This window comes from Acinetobacter sp. UC24323, from assembly GCF_024151445.1.
Classification (GTDB): domain Bacteria; phylum Pseudomonadota; class Gammaproteobacteria; order Pseudomonadales; family Moraxellaceae; genus Acinetobacter; species Acinetobacter baumannii.
In genome coordinates this window covers 312,565-329,606 of the sequence record NZ_JAHIBY010000002.1, presented here as the reverse complement: position 1 = coordinate 329,606, position 17,042 = coordinate 312,565, and the positions used below count along the sequence as shown (strand labels likewise).

Annotated in this window: 14 protein-coding genes; 7 read left to right on the top strand and 7 right to left on the bottom strand. The window is 38.8% G+C overall.

All coding sequences use genetic code 11. The annotated features are described in order from the left end of the window. Positions 1–5 precede the first annotated feature (5 nt). The 3 genes from dacC to KNQ97_RS04250 all read right to left on the bottom strand — a co-directional run bounded on the left by dacC (position 6) and on the right by KNQ97_RS04250 (position 2,222). Complete coding sequence (dacC, locus tag KNQ97_RS04260; protein WP_000197255.1) at positions 6–1,154, bottom strand: D-alanyl-D-alanine carboxypeptidase PBP5/6; 1,149 nt, start codon at positions 1,152–1,154, stop codon at positions 6–8. A 126-nt stretch (positions 1,155–1,280) separates the two neighbouring features. Continuing rightward, positions 1,281–1,703 carry an MCR_0457 family protein gene (locus KNQ97_RS04255; protein ID WP_000480886.1) on the bottom strand — a complete coding sequence of 141 codons (423 nt, stop codon included), beginning with the start codon at positions 1,701–1,703 and terminating at the stop codon, positions 1,281–1,283. A 147-nt stretch (positions 1,704–1,850) separates the two neighbouring features. Further along, positions 1,851–2,222: an MCR_0457 family protein gene (locus tag KNQ97_RS04250; RefSeq protein WP_000846418.1), complete on the bottom strand. Its 372-nt coding sequence runs from the start codon at positions 2,220–2,222 to the stop codon at positions 1,851–1,853. A 102-nt stretch (positions 2,223–2,324) separates the two neighbouring features. Between KNQ97_RS04250 and surE the strand changes: the two genes are divergently transcribed. From surE to KNQ97_RS04235, 3 genes are all read left to right on the top strand, one after another. Continuing rightward, positions 2,325–3,092 carry a 5'/3'-nucleotidase SurE gene (gene surE, locus KNQ97_RS04245; protein ID WP_001023216.1) on the top strand — a complete coding sequence of 256 codons (768 nt, stop codon included), beginning with the start codon at positions 2,325–2,327 and terminating at the stop codon, positions 3,090–3,092. Between the two features lie 114 nt (positions 3,093–3,206). Further along, complete coding sequence (locus KNQ97_RS04240; protein ID WP_000550750.1) at positions 3,207–4,037, top strand: peptidoglycan DD-metalloendopeptidase family protein; 831 nt, start codon at positions 3,207–3,209, stop codon at positions 4,035–4,037. Between the two features lie 101 nt (positions 4,038–4,138). After that, positions 4,139–5,068, top strand: a complete 930-nt coding sequence (locus KNQ97_RS04235) for a LysR family transcriptional regulator (RefSeq protein WP_000886772.1) — start codon at positions 4,139–4,141, stop codon at positions 5,066–5,068. A gap of 57 nt (positions 5,069–5,125) precedes the next feature. Here KNQ97_RS04235 and KNQ97_RS04230 read toward each other — a convergent pair whose 3' ends face one another. Then, positions 5,126–7,744, bottom strand: coding sequence for a Lon protease family protein (locus tag KNQ97_RS04230; protein ID WP_000192286.1), 2,619 nt, complete (start codon positions 7,742–7,744; stop codon positions 5,126–5,128). Positions 7,745–7,910: 166 nt separating this feature from the next. On the opposite strand from KNQ97_RS04230, the gene KNQ97_RS04225 reads away from it, so the two are divergent. The 4 genes from KNQ97_RS04225 to rpmE all read left to right on the top strand — a co-directional run bounded on the left by KNQ97_RS04225 (position 7,911) and on the right by rpmE (position 12,027). Continuing rightward, positions 7,911–10,100: an MFS transporter gene (locus tag KNQ97_RS04225; RefSeq protein WP_253611919.1), complete on the top strand. Its 2,190-nt coding sequence runs from the start codon at positions 7,911–7,913 to the stop codon at positions 10,098–10,100. A gap of 2 nt (positions 10,101–10,102) precedes the next feature. Then, positions 10,103–10,504: a lactoylglutathione lyase gene (gloA, locus tag KNQ97_RS04220; RefSeq protein ID WP_001242511.1), complete on the top strand. Its 402-nt coding sequence runs from the start codon at positions 10,103–10,105 to the stop codon at positions 10,502–10,504. A 133-nt stretch (positions 10,505–10,637) separates the two neighbouring features. Further along, a complete protein-coding gene (locus tag KNQ97_RS04215; RefSeq protein WP_001984712.1) occupies positions 10,638–11,609 on the top strand; it encodes a bile acid:sodium symporter family protein in 972 nt (323 codons plus the stop codon). A 193-nt stretch (positions 11,610–11,802) separates the two neighbouring features. Then, positions 11,803–12,027, top strand: coding sequence for a 50S ribosomal protein L31 (rpmE, locus tag KNQ97_RS04210; RefSeq protein ID WP_001200845.1), 225 nt, complete (start codon positions 11,803–11,805; stop codon positions 12,025–12,027). A 62-nt stretch (positions 12,028–12,089) separates the two neighbouring features. Here the strand turns inward: rpmE and KNQ97_RS04205 are convergent, their stop codons facing one another. The 3 genes from KNQ97_RS04205 to epmB are packed head-to-tail and all read right to left on the bottom strand — an operon-like array spanning position 12,090 to position 16,972. Then, positions 12,090–14,198 carry an EAL domain-containing protein gene (locus KNQ97_RS04205; protein ID WP_103236193.1) on the bottom strand — a complete coding sequence of 703 codons (2,109 nt, stop codon included), beginning with the start codon at positions 14,196–14,198 and terminating at the stop codon, positions 12,090–12,092. Further along, positions 14,195–15,940: a GTPase gene (locus KNQ97_RS04200; RefSeq protein WP_253611955.1), complete on the bottom strand. Its 1,746-nt coding sequence runs from the start codon at positions 15,938–15,940 to the stop codon at positions 14,195–14,197. The genes KNQ97_RS04205 and KNQ97_RS04200 overlap by 4 nt, the downstream gene beginning before the upstream one ends. 15 nt (positions 15,941–15,955) lie before the next feature. Next, a complete protein-coding gene (epmB, locus tag KNQ97_RS04195; protein WP_000611579.1) occupies positions 15,956–16,972 on the bottom strand; it encodes an EF-P beta-lysylation protein EpmB in 1,017 nt (338 codons plus the stop codon). Positions 16,973–17,042 lie beyond the last annotated feature (70 nt).

Here is a 17,042-nt window from a genome sequence, read left to right as displayed (position 1 = left end):
TAAATTTAGAATAAGTTGCTGAAGAATTGTTTGATATGGTCAATTAAACGTGCGAAGAAACCAGCTTCTTCAACAGGTTTTAAAGCAACCAATGGTTTTTCAGCAATAACTTTACCATCTAAACTAGCAACAAGCTTACCAACGACTTGACCTTTTTGAAGTGGTGCATTTAGGTTCGGTTGAACAACCAACTGAGTTTTAATGCCGTCCGCTTTGCCTTTAGGCATAGTCACATTAAAGTTTTCAGCTAAACCAACCTGAACTTCATTTTCTTTACCAAACCAAACTTTAGCTTTTGCAAGAACTTGGTTTGCAGGTTGTACATTTGCAGTTTCAAAGTTTGCAAAACCCCATGCCAATAATGCACGAGTTTGGTCAGCACGTTCAGACATGCTTGGTGTACCAAAAATAACTGAGATTAAACGCATTGGACCGCGTTTACTTGAAGTCGTTAAGCAGTAACCAGCTTCATCAGTATGGCCTGTTTTTAAGCCATCAACACTTGGGTCAGTGTAAAGTAAAGCATTACGGTTACCTTGTTTGATACCGTTAAATGTGAATTCTTTTTCAGAATAAATCGGGTAGTATTTTGAGCTGTCTTTAATAATATGTTGTGCTAAAACAGCCATATCTTTTGCAGTTGAGTAATGACCTTCAGCTGGCATACCTGTTGAGTTAATAAACTGGGTATTGGTCATTCCGATACGTTTTGCTTCCTGGTTCATCATGTGAGCAAAAGTACCTTCATTCCCAGCAATATGTTCAGCCATTGCTTTTGATGCATCATTACCTGACTGAATAATAATACCGCGAAGCATTTCTAAAACAGTTGCTGTGCCATTTAATGGAACATACATACATGATTCAGAACTACTGCCTTTACACCAAGCAGATTCATTCATACGAACCTGTTCATTTTCGGTAAGCTCACCTTTTAATAATTTTTGTTCAATGATGTAGCTTGTCATCATTTTAGTCATAGAAGCAGGAGCAAGCTTTTCATTTTCATTTTTAGAAGCGAGAATTTGTCCTGTCTCGTAATCCATTAATACATAAGACTTATTATTTAATTCTGGCGGAGCTGATAAGACAGTTGCTGCATAAGAAAAACTTGGTAAGAGGAGGAGTGCAGCAATAGCGCTTTTTCGAGTCATTCTAGGTAATTCCAATATCTTGTATGAAGCAGAAGAGCCTAGCATTTTAGGATAAAGCAAAGCCGACTTCTATGGGGGAAGTCGGCTTTTTCAAACAGTATTGTAACTAGAGAGTTTTTAACTAATTTAGTTTTGCGATTGATAAGCTTTCACGTCTTGGCAAACTAACGTATTTTGTTCGTTACCAGCAGCTTTTGCATCATTACGTGCTTCTTTTAAGACTTTCTTGAAGCTCTTGTCTTTACTACGTTTTTCTAAAGCTGCAACTGGATCGGCTTCATTTGGCAAATAGTCTTTTACAAGACGCTCATAACCTTGAGCAAATTCGGCATCTTTTTTACCAATTAAACTTGGGCAAATTTCAGAAAGTACTTGAATTGCTGCTAATTCTTCCGGTGTAGTACCTTTGGTCGGTGTAACTTCAACAACATTTTCATTTTCAGTTTTCTTTTCAGCTGTTTTTTTCTTGTCAGCAGCATAACCCACTGTTGCCATTGTCATGAGTAAAACAACAGAAAGTGATTGAACTAAGCTTTTTTTCATAAACATGGATAACCTGAAACAAAAATTTGAAATATGCCGATAGCTTAAACAATTTAAACGCTAAAAAAATGGAAAAAATGTATTGTTATGTAGGTTTTCTGCTTTATCTCAACAGAAAACCCCAAAGATAAGCTTACTGATTGAGCTAAGCTCTTAATCTTTGTAATTTACCACTTCCTCACAAAGTTCATGTTGTTCGTGGTGATCCATTTCTTTGGCAGCCTGACGTGCTTCACTTAACAGGGTTTTATATTCTGAATCATTTTGCAGCGCAGAGAAGGTGATTGATTTATTGGAATAACCACCCAGATACATTGCAATAATCTTTTGGGTATTGGTTTCAAGTTTTTTATTTGCGCCAACAAAATTAGGGCAAATTTCTTGTAAGACTTGAGTCGAGGCAATGTCATCTTTAATTAAGCTGTCAGCTTCTTGTGTTGAGATACCCTCGTCAGCAAAAACCGCTTGAGTACACAATGTGATACTGATCCCCAATACTTGAAAAAAAGGAGCGAAAGTTTTCATTTTTTCACAATTTTATAATGCTATGGAGGCATAAATATATATAATTCAACAAATAATTCAATTGAGAAAACCTCTGGGTTTATTTGTCGAGAAAGATTTTTTGTGAATATTTTAATTGCCAATGATGACGGTGTATTTGCACCAGGTATACAAGCTTTAGCTGACGCGTTAAAACCACTAGGCCGTGTTGTGGTGGTTGCTCCAGAAAGTGAAAGAAGCGGGTTTTCGAGTGCCTTAACTTTAGATCGTCCTTTACGTCCTATTCAAATTGCTGAAGATGTATGGGCTGTTAATGGCACACCAGCCGATTGTGTTTATTTATCCATGAATGGATTATTTGATTTCGAATTTGATTTGGTTGTCAGTGGAATCAATAGTGGCGCAAATTTAGGCGATGACGTTTTATATTCAGGAACTGTTGGCGCTGCCTTTGAAGGTCGTTTAATGAAACAACCTGCAATTGCGGTTTCTTTGGCTGGGCCTGATGTACGTTCATACGACCATAAAGATGATTATGCGCAAGCTGCCAAATGGGTACATGACTTTATCGCAAAAGGACTACCAGCATTGCCACCGCGACATATTTTTAATATTAATATTCCAGATGTACCTCAGCTTAAAGGTACACAAATTACTTACCAAGGCCGCCGTGCCCAATCTAAACCTATCACCAGCCATGTAGACCCTAGAGGAAGACAGGTTTACTGGATTGGTCTTGCTGGTGAGGCGGTAACTGATCCACAGCGTATTGCTAGCCAAATTCAATCTGACTTTTTTGCGGTCGCGAATGGTTTTGTGAGCGTGACGCCAATTCAGATGGATGCAACAAACTATGCGGTTTTAGAAGATTTACAGGCCAGTTTGGGGTAATAAACTGAGCCGAATGTTATAACTTTGTGAATAAAGAAAAAGAGGATCATGTTTCCTCTTACTTTTTTGGTACTCTTAGCCGAAATGATTTGTAGCATTTAGTGAGGGAGATCGATGCATTTAACTGGGCAACAAAGCAGATTGCATATTCAAAGAGACAAAATAATGAAAATTATGATGTTGTCTGTAGCTGTAGGTTTTACTGTTGCAATGGCAGGATGTGCTTCTAAACCACAAATTAATAATAGTTCTCGCTATGCAATGGCTCCTAACTATTACACGGTCCGTTCAGGTGATACTTTAAGTGGTATTGCAATGCGTTATGGTCTGGACTATCTCAGTATTGCAGAGATGAATGGTATTGCACCGCCATATCGTATTTATGTTAATCAATCATTACGATTGAAGAAATCTTCTTCACCAAGAACCGTGTCGACACAAGTCATGGCGCAACCGGAACCGATTAAGCGTCAAACAATTGCTTTACCGACAACTACTGCACCAACCACAACCACTCCGCCACCAGCAACTGTTGCGCCATCAACCAATACAACAGTGGGAGCATCTATTCCAAGCTCAAGCTTACGTTGGGTGAAACCAAATAACGGTCCGGTTATTCAAGGCTTTAATTTGGCGAATAATGTCAAAGGAATCCGTTACGGTGGTAACCAAGGTGACCCGATTTATGCGGCGGCTGATGGTCAAGTTGTATACGCAGCCGATGGTCTGAAAGAATATGGTAACTTAGTTTTAATTAAACATATTGATGGTTACATCAGTGCGTATGCCCACAATAGCAAGATGATGGTCAAGAGTGGTGACAATGTAACCGCAGGCCAAAAGATTGCTGAAATGGGGTCTTCAGGGGCATCTCGCGTTATGCTTGAGTTCCAAATTCGCCTTGACGGTAAACCGATCAACCCTGCAAATCTTTTACCAAATTAGCTAATGCATTAAATATAGGTTTCCTCGTATAATACAATTGGTTGCTTTCATTACAACAATAAGCATTTTTTATAAATTTAGAATTAGATTTGAGGAAACCTATGTTAGATCAGCTTCGTGCGATGGGTGTTTTTGCTTGTGTGGTTGAAAAAAGTTCATTTAGTGGTGCGGCACGTGAATTAGGCATTACAACAAGTGCTGTAAGTCAGCAAATCCGTTCTCTTGAAAATGAAATGGATGTAATTTTATTACATCGTTCTACGCGAAAACTTAGTTTGACTGAAGCAGGGCAGGCTTTTTTCTCAAGTTGCCAAGAAATGTTGGCAGCAGCAGAAAGAGGCAAAATCAGAATCAATGAATTGCGAGATGATTTGATTGGTGACTTGCGTATTGCAACTACCCCTGATTTAGCGGTTCAGCACATTATTCCTGCTTTATCTCACTGGATGTCTGCCCACCGTGGTCTATCTGTTCATTTTGAAGTGGGGCATCGATATATCGATTTAATCGAAGAGCGAATTGATATTGCAGTGCGCATGAGTTCTACAGCGGTAGAAGAGAGCGACTCTGTTATTCCTATGGCTTTTGTCGATCAGATTTTGGTAGCTTCTCCCAGCTATCTCAATCAAACAAGCCCGATCTTGCATCCAAATGATTTAAACAACCATGAGTTGCTTTCTATCAATGCAATGAATGATTCACGTAGTTTTAATTTTCAGCACGCTAAAACTGGTGAAAAATTAAATATCGAGATGACAAGCCGTTTGCAAAGTAATAATTTACAAGTGGCTAAAGCGCTATGCCAGCAAGGGCATGGAATTGCCAGAATTTTATATTTAGATGCTCAAAAAGAATTAAAGAATGGTTCTTTAATTGAAATTCTTCCAGATTGGAAACTCCCAGCTTTCACTTTATATGCAGAGATTGCAAAACACGATCAACAGCCAATGAAGATTCAACGTTGTGTCGAAGCGCTTAAGCAATACTTTAGTCAGTTGGCTGGCGGAAGAGCAATGCAGATTGTTCGTTAATTTTTACCTTATTCATAAAAAAGGGCTTGTTATTACAAGCCCTTTTTTATGTCAGTGTTATTTTTGCTTTAGCGTAGCAACTTCCTCTTGAGTTTCTTGAGGAAGATCATCGGCTGTGAGCTCTTCATGCTTTTTAATTTTTTTCTTATTTTTCTTTTTCTTCTTTGGCTCCTCTTCAACTTCTGCGCCATCTTCGATCGCTTGCCAGTACTCAAGTTGTTCCATTACAGCGGCATAAATAGAATGCTTACTGTATTTGCCTTTTTTGTCGAGGGTACCAACAGGGCGAGCCATTAAAATCTCAAGTGCTTGATCAATTGTATCAATTGCATGGATATGGAATTGACCCATTCGCACCGCATCAATCACATCTTGACGTAGCATCAAGTGTTGCATGTTTTGGCGTGGAATAATGACACCCTGTTTGCCAGTTAAACCTTGTAGCTTACATGCATCATAGAAGCCTTCAATTTTTGCATTTACGCCACCAATTGGTTGAACTTGACCTAACTGGTTCATAGAACCGGTAATTGCCCATGACTGATCAATTGGTAACTGACTAATTGCAGAGATTAATGCAGAAAGCTCGGCAACGGTTGCGCTGTCGCCGTCCACTTGTCCGTAACTTTGTTCAAAAGCCAGAGCAGCAGAAAAATGTAAAATCTGTTCACGGCCAAAGTGAGCTTTTAAGAAGCTAGACATGAGTAACACGCCTTTGGCATGCAATGAACCGCCTAGTTCTACACTACGTTCAATATCAAGAATATCACCACCGCCTTGATAAACCGAGGCAGTTAAACGTGAAGGTAAACCAAACTCAACATCTGCATAGTGAATGACAGAGAGGGCATTAATTTGTCCTAAACGATGGCCAGAAGTTTCGATTAACTGGGTTCCACGCGATAAATCTTGCCAGTAAAGTTCTCTTAAATAGCCTAAGCGATATTGTCGGTGTTGTAGGGCAAGGTTAATGTGCTGGTCGGTTACCATCTTATCATTGGCTTTAAATGCATGATGATGCGCTTCACGAATAAGATCACCCAACGTTGAAGCATGTAACGACAATGAGCTTTGGTCTTCGGCCTGACGGCTTGAGTCTGTCAGTAATGCCGCTAGAGCACTGCGGTCAAATGGAAGCAGTTTATCGGCTTGTACATAGTCTGCAATCAGCTGCATATAAGCTTGTTCATTTTCGTCATTACGTTGTAATGTATCGGTAAAATCTGCGCGAATTTTAAATACGCTACCAAGCTCTGGTTCTACTTCTAAAATTTCATAATAAATCTCAGGCTCTGCCATCAGTACCACTTTAATATCAAGTGGAATAGCAGCAGGCTCTATCGAGATACTGCCGGTTAAAGTCAACATATGTTCAAGAGAAGAGAGCTTGAGTTGGCCCGATTTTAAGGCACGCTTTAAACCTTGCCATGCATAAGGTTGTTCGAGTAATTGCTCGGCCTCAAGCATTAAAAAACCACCATTGGCTTGATGTAGGGCACCGGGGCGAATAAGAGTGAAATCTGTAGTAATTGTGCCGTTGTGGGTGAGTTGTTCTACATGACCCAGCAAGTTGTAGTGCGTTGGGAAATCTTCAAAAATAACTGGAGCACCGCTATTTGGCTTGTTTGAGACAATCACATTTGCTTGATAACGCGCCGGTACGCGATTGAACATAGCAGGAGCAAAGTCATCTTCTTCTTGTTCTAAAATTAACTCAACATTGTCAATGATATCTTGAGCATACTGTTTTAAATAATCTTCAAGGCCTTTCACTTGCCCATATTTATTTAAAATTAAGTCCATGCGTGGCATAACCACTTGAGTGGCGATGTCTCGATTTAAAACAGAAACTTTGTCGCGTGCATCATCTTCTAAGTCGCCCAAATGCAAACCAAGACGCTCAAGCTTTTTATCCATATAGCGAATATTGGCTGCAATCTCAGCACGCTGTTTACTATTTAAAGCGTCAATTTCTGTTTGAGTCAGTTCTTGAACCTGATTATCTTTTAACTGTACAGGTACAAAGCCATGTTTCTCATTTCGAGAAATCAATTTTAGATCAAGTTCTTCGCCTTCTTTTGTTAATTCGACAAGTGCCTGTTGCTGTTCATCACCAGTTTCCTGACGGATTCGCTCGATACGGTTATGATAAGTCTCTGCGCTAAAACGGCGTTCAAGCTGCTTTAAAATAATTTGCCAAGTTTGATGAAGAGTTTGTTGAAACTTGGTTCCTTGTCCAGCAGGGAAGCGTAACGCAATGGGCTGACGAGCCTGTTTAAAGTTATAAACATATACCCAATCATCTGGAGTAGGCATTGTTTTGGCGTGTTGTTGTAGTAAACGCTTAATCATGGTGCGTTTACCTAAGCCTGCTGTTCCTACCGCAAAAATGTTATAACCAGAGTAGGGTAAGGAAATGCCAGCTTCTACCGAAGCTTTGGCGCGGTCTTGCCCTAAAAAGTTGTTGAGCGGCTTGATGCGTTTTGTTGAGGCTGGAATATTTTCAAAATTTGGAATATGCGTAAGTTGTTCGGGTTTTAACGCTGTTTTATCTAAAGTCATTTTAATATCAGGTTGCTCAAAAGCTGAAGGAAATGCATTTATTGTGACGTTTGTGGTGTTTGTTTTAGCGAGTGATAAAGTTGAAGATGTCACTTGATCAAGTTTTTGTGTCACTGTTGATATCCAGCAAAAGAAAACGAAGGTTGAAGATTAAAGGTATACAGGTTTAGCATAAAATATCAAGCAAACTTGCCGTTTTTATCATCAAAACAAAACTTGATTGCATAAAGAATCTTGAAAGCAATTGTAAGAAGCGATTGAATAGGCGCATTTATAATTTATGGAAAATAAAAAACGAATGACCACACAAACCTCTGGTTGGGTCTCGGCGTTTAAAGCATTTTTAGACCGTCGTGCATTAATTATGCTATTTCTGGGTTTTTCTGCCGGAATACCTATTTTATTGATTTTCTCTAGTCTCTCTTTATGGCTAGGTGAAGCAGGGATTGATAAAAGTGCAGTCACTTTTTTCAGTTGGGCGGCTTTAGGATATTCCTTTAAATTTGTTTGGGCTCCTTTAATTGATGAGTTACCTGTACCAGTTTTGACTAAAGCTTTAGGCCGAAGACGTGCATGGTTGCTTATTGCGCAGTGTTTAATCGTACTTGCGATATGTACAATGGCTTTTGCCGACCCTGCTTTAGGTCATAGTTACCTTGTTCAAATGGCAGCAGGCGCAGTTTTACTTGGCTTCTCGGCTGCAACGCAAGATATTGTGATTGATGCTTATCGTATTGAGCTGGCTGAAACAGAAATGCAGACAGTGTTGGCATCAACTTATAATGCGGGTTACCGGATCGGTATGATTGTAGCTGGTGCTGGTGCATTATTCTTAGCGGCGCATTTGGGGACCGCAAAAGGAAATTATATTTACGAGGCTTGGAAGACGACCTATTTAACGATGGCAGCAGTCATGTTGGTCGGTATTATTACAACTTTACTCGTTCGTGAACCTAAAGTTGATCGTATATATAAAAACTATAAATCAAGTGATTATTACCGTCTGGTTTTAGTATTTTTTATTGCAGTTATTTCATTTGTATTAACCTATATTTACTCAGGCCAAGTTACCGAAGCAATTTCAAAAGCTGGCAATATTCAAGATAGTGCTGCTTTATTTGGTTTAGAAGCTTTAAGGTTCTTAACGGCGACAGGCGTTGCCATTCTAGCTGGTTATCTATTAGTAAAAATAGGTGTGGTGAACCAGCAAATGGCTAAGGAAACTTGGATTGCCCCAATTCTGGATTTCTTTAAACGTTATGGTGTCAAACTTGCCTTAGTACTTCTATTCTTGATTGGGTTCTTCCGTATTTCAGACATTATTGCTGGTGTGATTTCTAATGTCTTTTATCAAGATCTGAACTTTAGCAAAGAACAAATTGCTGAAGCCGTAAAAGTTTATGGTGTTATTTTCAGTTTGGTGGGTGGTTTCTTAGGTGGCTTATTAGCTCAACGTATGAACATCATGAAACTGATGTTCGTTGGTGCTGTATTGGCAAGCTCTACTAATCTCATTTTCATTGGCTTAGTAAAATCTGGAAAACCGCTTGATATGGTGGATGTCCAAATTGGGAATCACCATTATAAAGTGAAGCCAGATGAAGTGGGGTATTGGAAGCTAAAAGTGCCAAGCTCAAGTTTTAATGGCACCCAACAAATTGATGTCAAAGCTGGTTATGCTTTGCAAGATCAACAAGCCGAGACTATCGTTCGGGCTCAACCTCTATTGACAACTCACTCTGAGAGTGTTCCTTTACAAATTTTACCTTTAATGGGAAGTGATCAGATATCGGCTAACTCTTCCGAAGGCAGTGTCGTGATTCGTGGGCAGTATTTTGGTAAAGCCTTATCACCTACTCAAAAGATTGTGGTGAATCTTGATGGACAAAATTTTGATGCAAAAATGACAGATCAAAAGGGTGTGTTTAACGCAGCAATTGATATGCAAAAATTATTGTCATCACCAAGTAAGCAACTTACTGCTTCAATTGTCGATGGAAATCAAAAAATATTATCGATTACTCACCACTATGAAGTCGCTTCAAATTCTGTACCAAAACCTGAATTAGATGTGAATATCGATCCTTTACCGTACATTGATACTCAATCAGGTCAAGAAGTTGAGATTAGTGGTAAAGTCATTAAACCTTATAGCTCACTATGGCTTTATTTTGCCATTGTCGTTGATAACATGGCTTCAGGCTTAGCCGGTGCGGCATTTATTGCGTTCCTTTCAAGTTTGACCAGTGTGTCATTTACTGCTGTTCAATATGCGATCTTTAGCTCACTTATGACCCTTACCCCAAAACTTTTAGGTGGATATTCGGGTACCATAGTGAGTAATATTGGATACCCAAACTTCTTTTTGATGACCACAATGATCGGGATTCCAATCTTAATTTTAGTTGTTTGGGTTGGAAAACTGCTTAAAGATCATCAAACACATGACATAGAAAAGGCAGGTGAATAAACATGCGAATGCTTCATACAATGTTGCGAGTAGGCAATTTAGAACAATCTTTAAAGTTCTATACCGAAGTATTAGGGATGAAGTTACTTCGTAAGCGTGATTATGAAGAAGGTCGCTTTACACTGGCATTTGTTGGTTATGGCGATGAAGAAAATAATACCGTGCTTGAACTTACTCATAACTGGGATACCTCAAGTTATGATTTAGGAAATGGCTATGGTCACATTGCGATTGGTGTTGAAGATGCTTATAAAGCATGTGAAGAAATCAAAGCACGTGGCGGTAAAGTCGTTCGTGAAGCTGGCCCAATGAAGGGTGGTGTAACGGTGATTGCATTTGTTGAAGATCCGGATGGCTACAAAGTCGAGCTTATTCAACAAGACGCAAATGCTAGAAATAATTAAATAAATGACTCAGGCGCTTTAAGATTTAGGTCTTAAAAGTCTAGCTTTATTTTTATAGCCCAGTATGATGAAGGCTTGACCAAATGGTCAATTTATCAACTGGGCTTTTCTTTATCTAAAATAATCATAGGATGTGAACATGCTGAAGTTCTTGGCACTTGATCGATTTACAATTTTGTTGGTTGGCATGGTACTACTAGCAACTTTTTTTCCAGTCAGTGGTCAAGCTGCGCAGTATTTCAATACATTAACTACAGTCGCGATTGCTATTTTATTTTTCTTGCATGGTGCCAAGCTGTCTCGTGAGGCAGTCATTGAAGGTATTTTGCATTGGAAAATGCACTTACTGGTATTTGCAATTACGTTCTTTATTTTTCCTGCTATTGGTTTATTGGCTAAACCTATTCTTTTACCTTTATTAGGGCAGCAGCTCTATTGGGGTTTTTTGTTTATGTGTTTCTTGCCATCTACTGTTCAGTCTTCTATTGCATTTACTTCGGTTGCAAAAGGGAATGTGGCAGGGGCGGTATGTAGCGCATCTTTCTCAAATTTGGTAGGTATGTTTATTACGCCAGTTTTAGTCAGTTTCTTTATTTTAGGACAAAGTCAGCACGGATTTGATCCTACATCTTCAATTATACAAATTACTTTGTTGCTATTAGTGCCTTTTGTTTTAGGGCAATTACTTCGTCCCTATGTTTTTCCATATATGGCAAAAGTACCAAGTATTGTAAAAGCATTTGACCAAGGTTCAATTTTGATGGTGGTCTATGGCGCATTTAGTGGGGCTGTGGTTGCGGGGCTTTGGCATCAGGTGAGTTGGAAAACCTTACTGCTTTTGACCATTGCTTGTTCTGTTTTACTCACCATTATTATGCTGCTTGCACTTTATTTACCGCGCGCTTTTGGTTTTAACCGAGCTGATCAAATTACAGTGTTCTTTTGTGGTTCAAAAAAGACCTTGGCCAGTGGTGTACCTATGGCACAAATCTTATTTATTGGCCAACCTTTAGGTATGATTGTTTTACCAATTATGATCTTTCACCAAATCCAGTTAATGGTCTGTGGGGTAATTGCAAATTACTTGGCTAAATCCCAAGATTAATTCGCAAAAAAAATTTATATGGCGTATAATACTGCCCACTTGTTGTGCTTAGCTCTAACCCTTGAGGTTTCGGTGGGCCAAAAGAATGGTCTGTTGTGGTGTTGATCTGCTTGTAAAAGCTTTCCTCAATTTAATTGAGAGTGATCAATTGCGATGACAGCTTAAGCCTTTCTTCAATTAGGAGTAATCGACGATGCGCGCCGATATTCACCCAAAATATGAAAAATTAGTTGCAACTTGTTCTTGCGGTAACGTAATCGAAACTCGTTCTGCTTTAGGTAAAGAAACTATTTACCTTGACGTATGTTCAGCTTGCCACCCTTTCTACACTGGTAAACAAAAGAATGTAGACACTGGTGGTCGTATCGACAAATTCAAACAACGTTTTGCTGGTATGTCTCGCTCTATCAAGCGTTAATACTTCAAAACGAAACAAAAAACGGGCTTATGCCCGTTTTTTGTTTTTAATATACAAGACCATTATTGGTCTTGTACGTCTGTTAAGCGGTCAAGTTTTTTCTGAAAATAATCACCTTGTAGAAAGCGCGCTTCTACATTCCATGCATTGGCAAACAGGTTCATATCATTCAAGTGAGCTAATAAAATTCCAATCGGTTTTACAGTCAAATAGTTCAATATTTTTTCTTGTAAGTTATTAAGCCCTTGGTCTGAGCTTAATAGATCAGTTTTGCTGGACTGTAATTTTACAAGTTGAATATCAAGCTGCTGTAATATTGAATCGCTATACATAGAAGAAGCAAAATCTCGAATTGAAATTTCTGCACCATGTTGGCGTAAGCGAGCAATGTGTTGTTGAGCAATTGGAAGATAAGGCTGAAGAGCTTGTTCTGAAAATTGCAAAATCAGTGGGCTTTCAATTTTACTTCCGATAATAGTCAGTAGTTTGGAAATCAGCTCAGGGAATGTTTTATCTTTCAGCAAAATATCAATATTAAGGTTAATAATGAGTTTCGCTTTAGGATACTGAGCAATGAAATTATGAAGCTGTTTACACGCTTCTACCAATATCCAGCGGTCTAACTGAATTGAAAGTTCTGCATCTTCTTTAAGATCACTTAAATCATTTAAGTCATACCATTGTTCACCCGCAATAAAACCACTTGTCACTTCATAGTTGTGAGTTTCTTGGTCATGCTTATCGTAAATTTGCTGGTACTTCAGATGTATTTCGCCCTGAGCTAGTTTTTGTCTTAACTGCTGGAGCAAAGAGGACTGAGGCGTATGGTCAAAATGTTCAATTGTTAAATCAAGAGGAACAGCTTCAATGCTCGGTGAAACCGTTTTGTCTACGGTTGGCATTACTTCAAGTTGAGGTGTAACCTGAGGTAAGCCTTGCTTTTCCGCCTCATTCAATAATGAGCTAAAAGAGTTCTCAGTTAAGGGCTGGTTGAGAAAAGCATAACCAAGCTTTAACTGCACTGAAAAGTTTTGCTCATTTACTTTTAACAAATGTTCTTTTTGCAAAGTTTGTAAACTCGTTAGCTGTGAGTTTAAAACTGAACTATTTTCGGCTTGTAAAATCCCGACATAACTACCCAAGTCGACTTGGAAAATTGGCATCTGTGCATGGTCTTTTAAAAAACCATGGAGCTGATTGAAATATTGTCCTAAAGTTTGCCAACCCTGTTGAAAAAGTCGTTCTGGGCACTGTGCAAGTCTAAATAAAACAACGGCGTTTGCTTGGGCAGGGTGGGTCGATAAATGACGATTAATCTGCGGCCAAGCTGCACTCAACCCAACACTTTTTTCGGACGGAGTACTATTTGCTGGAGTAGTTAAATCAACTTGATAGTCGATGGTGAGTTGTACCGCGTCTTCTTCTTGGCTTGGAATAAACTCGAGTTTTAGCGCATTATTACCCGAAATAGCCTGATGCTGACTCTGAATTTCAAAGCGTGCTTGATCGAACTGGCCTAAAGAAATTTTCTTAAACCGCTGCTTAAAAACATTTAAATCGTTAGGTTGTAAGACATCTAAAATCGGTAATCCAATAATATCTTCTTCTTGCTGGAAACCAAAAAGATTCAAATATTCGGTATTAGCCTTAATGTGGATACCTTCTTGGAAAATAGCAACGGCTTTATGGCTGTTGTCGACCAGTGTTTGCGTATGCGTATGAATGGTATCAAGCTCGGCCAAAAGACGTTGTTCCGTCTGTAAAAGGCGGCTGTATGACAGTGCCCGAACCAAGGTAATATAGAAATAATCTAGCGGTTCTAATGGGACTACATCATAAATCCCTTTTTGAATATAGCTTTGATATTGCTGCGCTTGGTAATCATCTGGCTGTAAAAGTAATATTGGAAGCTGCGGCTGTTCTGAGGCTTGAACAAGGGAGAGAGTTTGTTCAATTTTCAAATCATAGGCGCGACCAAAAATAATGACATCCCAAGATGTATTGAGCTGCTTTTCAAAACTTTTTAAATCATCAAGTAATAAGGCATTAACTTGATAATCATTCCCCGATAATAAATTTAAAATTTGGTTATAACGTAACTGGTTATCATCAATAATGAGTAAACGTATTTCAGTACGTTTTAACCTTTTAGATAGTAAAGAGTTTCTCACTTTAATGCTTCCCATAAATCTTGGCTATTCACGGTGTTATTCTTTTTCAGCATGAACTGATCAAGCAGGTACTGTTGCTGCTCATTCAGAAGCTCAAATTGAAATTGAATAAAACTTTGAGTAATGAGTTGTGCTTTGAGTAGATACACTTTGATTTCTTCTGTCCCCAATCGTAAATGAATTGTTTGTTGCTCTCTAAAAATTTGAGACCCCGGTAAAATAAGCGTGTTTTGTATTTCTTCTAGGTTTTGAGTTTGTAGTAATAGTGCAGGGTGATAATTACGCGTATGACGCTCTGCCTGAATATGTACAGCGCAAGGGAACATGGCCTGTGAAAGAATTTCTAAACCCAGTTCCAGACTTTTTTCTGTAGATTGCTTAATCCAGCGAATTACACCGCCACGCCACTGACCATGTAGCGTTTCCTTCACCAAAATATATTCGCCGGTTCTTAAGTTTTTAGGTGCTTCGCCGGACCATTTAATACGATAGCCATTAACACTAATATCAAGCACGGTAGTTTGATAAATGGTTTTACTCTCACGGCTTAAGCGTTGATAAGACGAGGTTTGTTGTTCTTTTTTCTCTAAATTGGATAAAACTTTCGATTCACTTTGTAAATTATAGTTATTACTCAGTTGTAGCGTTTCTTCAAAGTTTTTGGCTTTAGATAAATAAAAATGTACGGTACTTAAGCCAAAACAAATTTGTAAAGCTGCATTATATTCATAACGCTCATGACGGCGCTGTGCTGTGGTTCCCAAAATCGTTTGAACGTGAAACTTTAATGCGGGACTTAAATAAATCTTTTCATTTTTAGACATATATTGAGCATTTTTATGCATGGTGGCAGTGACATGCTCAAGCAAAGCTTGCGTGCTAATAAAAATGCTTGGGTTGAAGTTTGAGCTTTGTTTTTTGTTATATACAGGCGGATGATCTTTAGTCGGGTCGACCACATACTTTGTTGAAGCAGTGTCTTTCGGCAAGATCTGAATCATGCGTGCCCAATCAAAACTACATTGAAACAAGGCCTGAATTTCTGACTGGCGAATCTGATTGGTGTTAAAAATATCTAATAAAATAAGCTGCGCATAAGCCTGCGTAATATTGGCTAGCGGATGCTGTACACCTTGAATATGATTAATATTGGTTAAATGATATTTGTATTGAACTGCTGTTTCGTAAAGCTGGTGAGCAATTAACCATTGACCTTTGACAGGTTCGCTATAGAGCATATGCTGTTGATATAAAAGATTGGTCAACTGCTGCAATGCGTGGAATGTCGCCAGAATTCGTGCGGTTTGTAAATTTTTCTTTTGTTTAAAAGAGAATAAAGAAAACTTCTGCTTTTGTAGCTGTTCGTGGCTTGTTTGCGCAATATTTAAATAAATACTGGCAAAATAACAGCGCAGAAGCATAGCCAGTTCAATAATGTGCTCGTTACGGTCGGTACTAATGACGCCTTGGTTAAAGAAGTTTTTTTCTAAACTCGCCAACACATTATTAATGGTTGGGTGAAGTGTCTGAATTAAGTCAAAGCGTAAGGTTTCACTACAATTTAACTCATTCAGCTCCAAAATTGCTGTAAATAGCGCTTTTGAAGTATCAGCCAATTGCATAATAGAAAGGGTAGTGACCCACTCATTAAGATCTTTAATGTTGGCTTCACAAAAGCTTAACCGTTCACGAGTAAGTGCGGTTTGATTGTGAAAAATGTCCGAAAGCGCATTATTCATCATCACTTATTATATAACTCAAAAAGTTGTAGCCCCAAAAAGCGGTGTTTTATTCTTTTCGCCCGCAATTTCCCTGACGAGTTTAGGAACCAAATATCCTGGTAGGCTCGCTAACACGTCTTGATATATCGCATCTATTTCAGATGGTATTAAATCAAAATGTTGTGCGCCTTTTACTTTATCTAATACATGTAAGTAATATGGCATAACGCGAGCTTCAAATAGACGATAACTTAAATCAGTTAAAGTTTGAGCAGAATCATTCACCCCTTTAAGCAATACTGCCTGATTTAGAACAGTAATGTGGTGTTCAGATAGCTGCAACAATTTTGAACAAGTAAAGTCATCGAGTTCAGAAGCATGGTTTGAGTGTACCACCAGAATAATACGCAGCCTACTGTTTTTTAATAAAGAAATAAGCTCTTCGTCGATACGGTTTGGAATGACAATTGGAACGCGTGAATGAATTCTCAGAATCTTCACTTGTTTGAGAGATGATAAACGTTCTAGCCAAAGCGCTAATTTACGGTTAGAAAGCGTAAGAGGGTCACCTCCGCTTAAAATCACTTCGTTAATATCGGGGTTCGACTCGATATAATTTTTAATGTTTAGCCAATCTTCATTTTTAGGTAAATTTTCCTGATAAGGAAAGTGGCGGCGGAAGCAGTAACGGCAATGGACCGCACATGCACCGGTCAAAGTCAGTAAAAAACGAGATTTATATTTATGTAAAACACCCGGTAACTGATTGGCTGCTTCTTCACCTAAAGGGTCGGTGACAAACTCAGGATGTTCCTCAAGTTCTAAATGATGTGGCAACACTTGGAGTAAAAGCGGATCAAGAGGATCTTTAGCGTTCATTTTTCCGACGAACGCACGCGGAACACGCAATTTAAACTTTTCAGAAGCCAGAATCGCCCCTGATAATAGCTGATCAGTGGATAACTCGAGCAGGTTCAACAACTCTAAAGGATCGGTAATAAGGTCACTGAGTTGTGATTGCCAGTTTTGCTCTTGGTGTAAATAGTTTATCATGCGACACGATTAAGATAATGCAACAGCGCATTATATCGCATAGTTGACTTGTTAAGTTTGGAGTGTGCCA

What these genes read in the sequence shown, in the direction of transcription:
- KNQ97_RS04255 (WP_000480886.1), bottom strand. Translation starts at nt 1,703, where the DNA reads ATGTTTATGAAAAAAAGCTTAGTTCAATCACTTTCTGTTGTTTTACTC.
- KNQ97_RS04200 (WP_253611955.1), bottom strand. Translation starts at nt 15,940, where the DNA reads ATGATGAATAATGCGCTTTCGGACATTTTTCACAATCAAACCGCACTT.
- gloA (WP_001242511.1), top strand. Translation starts at nt 10,103, where the DNA reads ATGCGAATGCTTCATACAATGTTGCGAGTAGGCAATTTAGAACAATCT.
- KNQ97_RS04225 (WP_253611919.1), top strand. Translation starts at nt 7,911, where the DNA reads ATGGAAAATAAAAAACGAATGACCACACAAACCTCTGGTTGGGTCTCG.
- KNQ97_RS04235 (WP_000886772.1), top strand. Translation starts at nt 4,139, where the DNA reads ATGTTAGATCAGCTTCGTGCGATGGGTGTTTTTGCTTGTGTGGTTGAA.
- dacC (WP_000197255.1), bottom strand. Translation starts at nt 1,154, where the DNA reads ATGACTCGAAAAAGCGCTATTGCTGCACTCCTCCTCTTACCAAGTTTT.
- KNQ97_RS04250 (WP_000846418.1), bottom strand. Translation starts at nt 2,222, where the DNA reads ATGAAAACTTTCGCTCCTTTTTTTCAAGTATTGGGGATCAGTATCACA.
- rpmE (WP_001200845.1), top strand. Translation starts at nt 11,803, where the DNA reads ATGCGCGCCGATATTCACCCAAAATATGAAAAATTAGTTGCAACTTGT.
- KNQ97_RS04240 (WP_000550750.1), top strand. Translation starts at nt 3,207, where the DNA reads ATGCATTTAACTGGGCAACAAAGCAGATTGCATATTCAAAGAGACAAA.
- epmB (WP_000611579.1), bottom strand. Translation starts at nt 16,972, where the DNA reads ATGATAAACTATTTACACCAAGAGCAAAACTGGCAATCACAACTCAGT.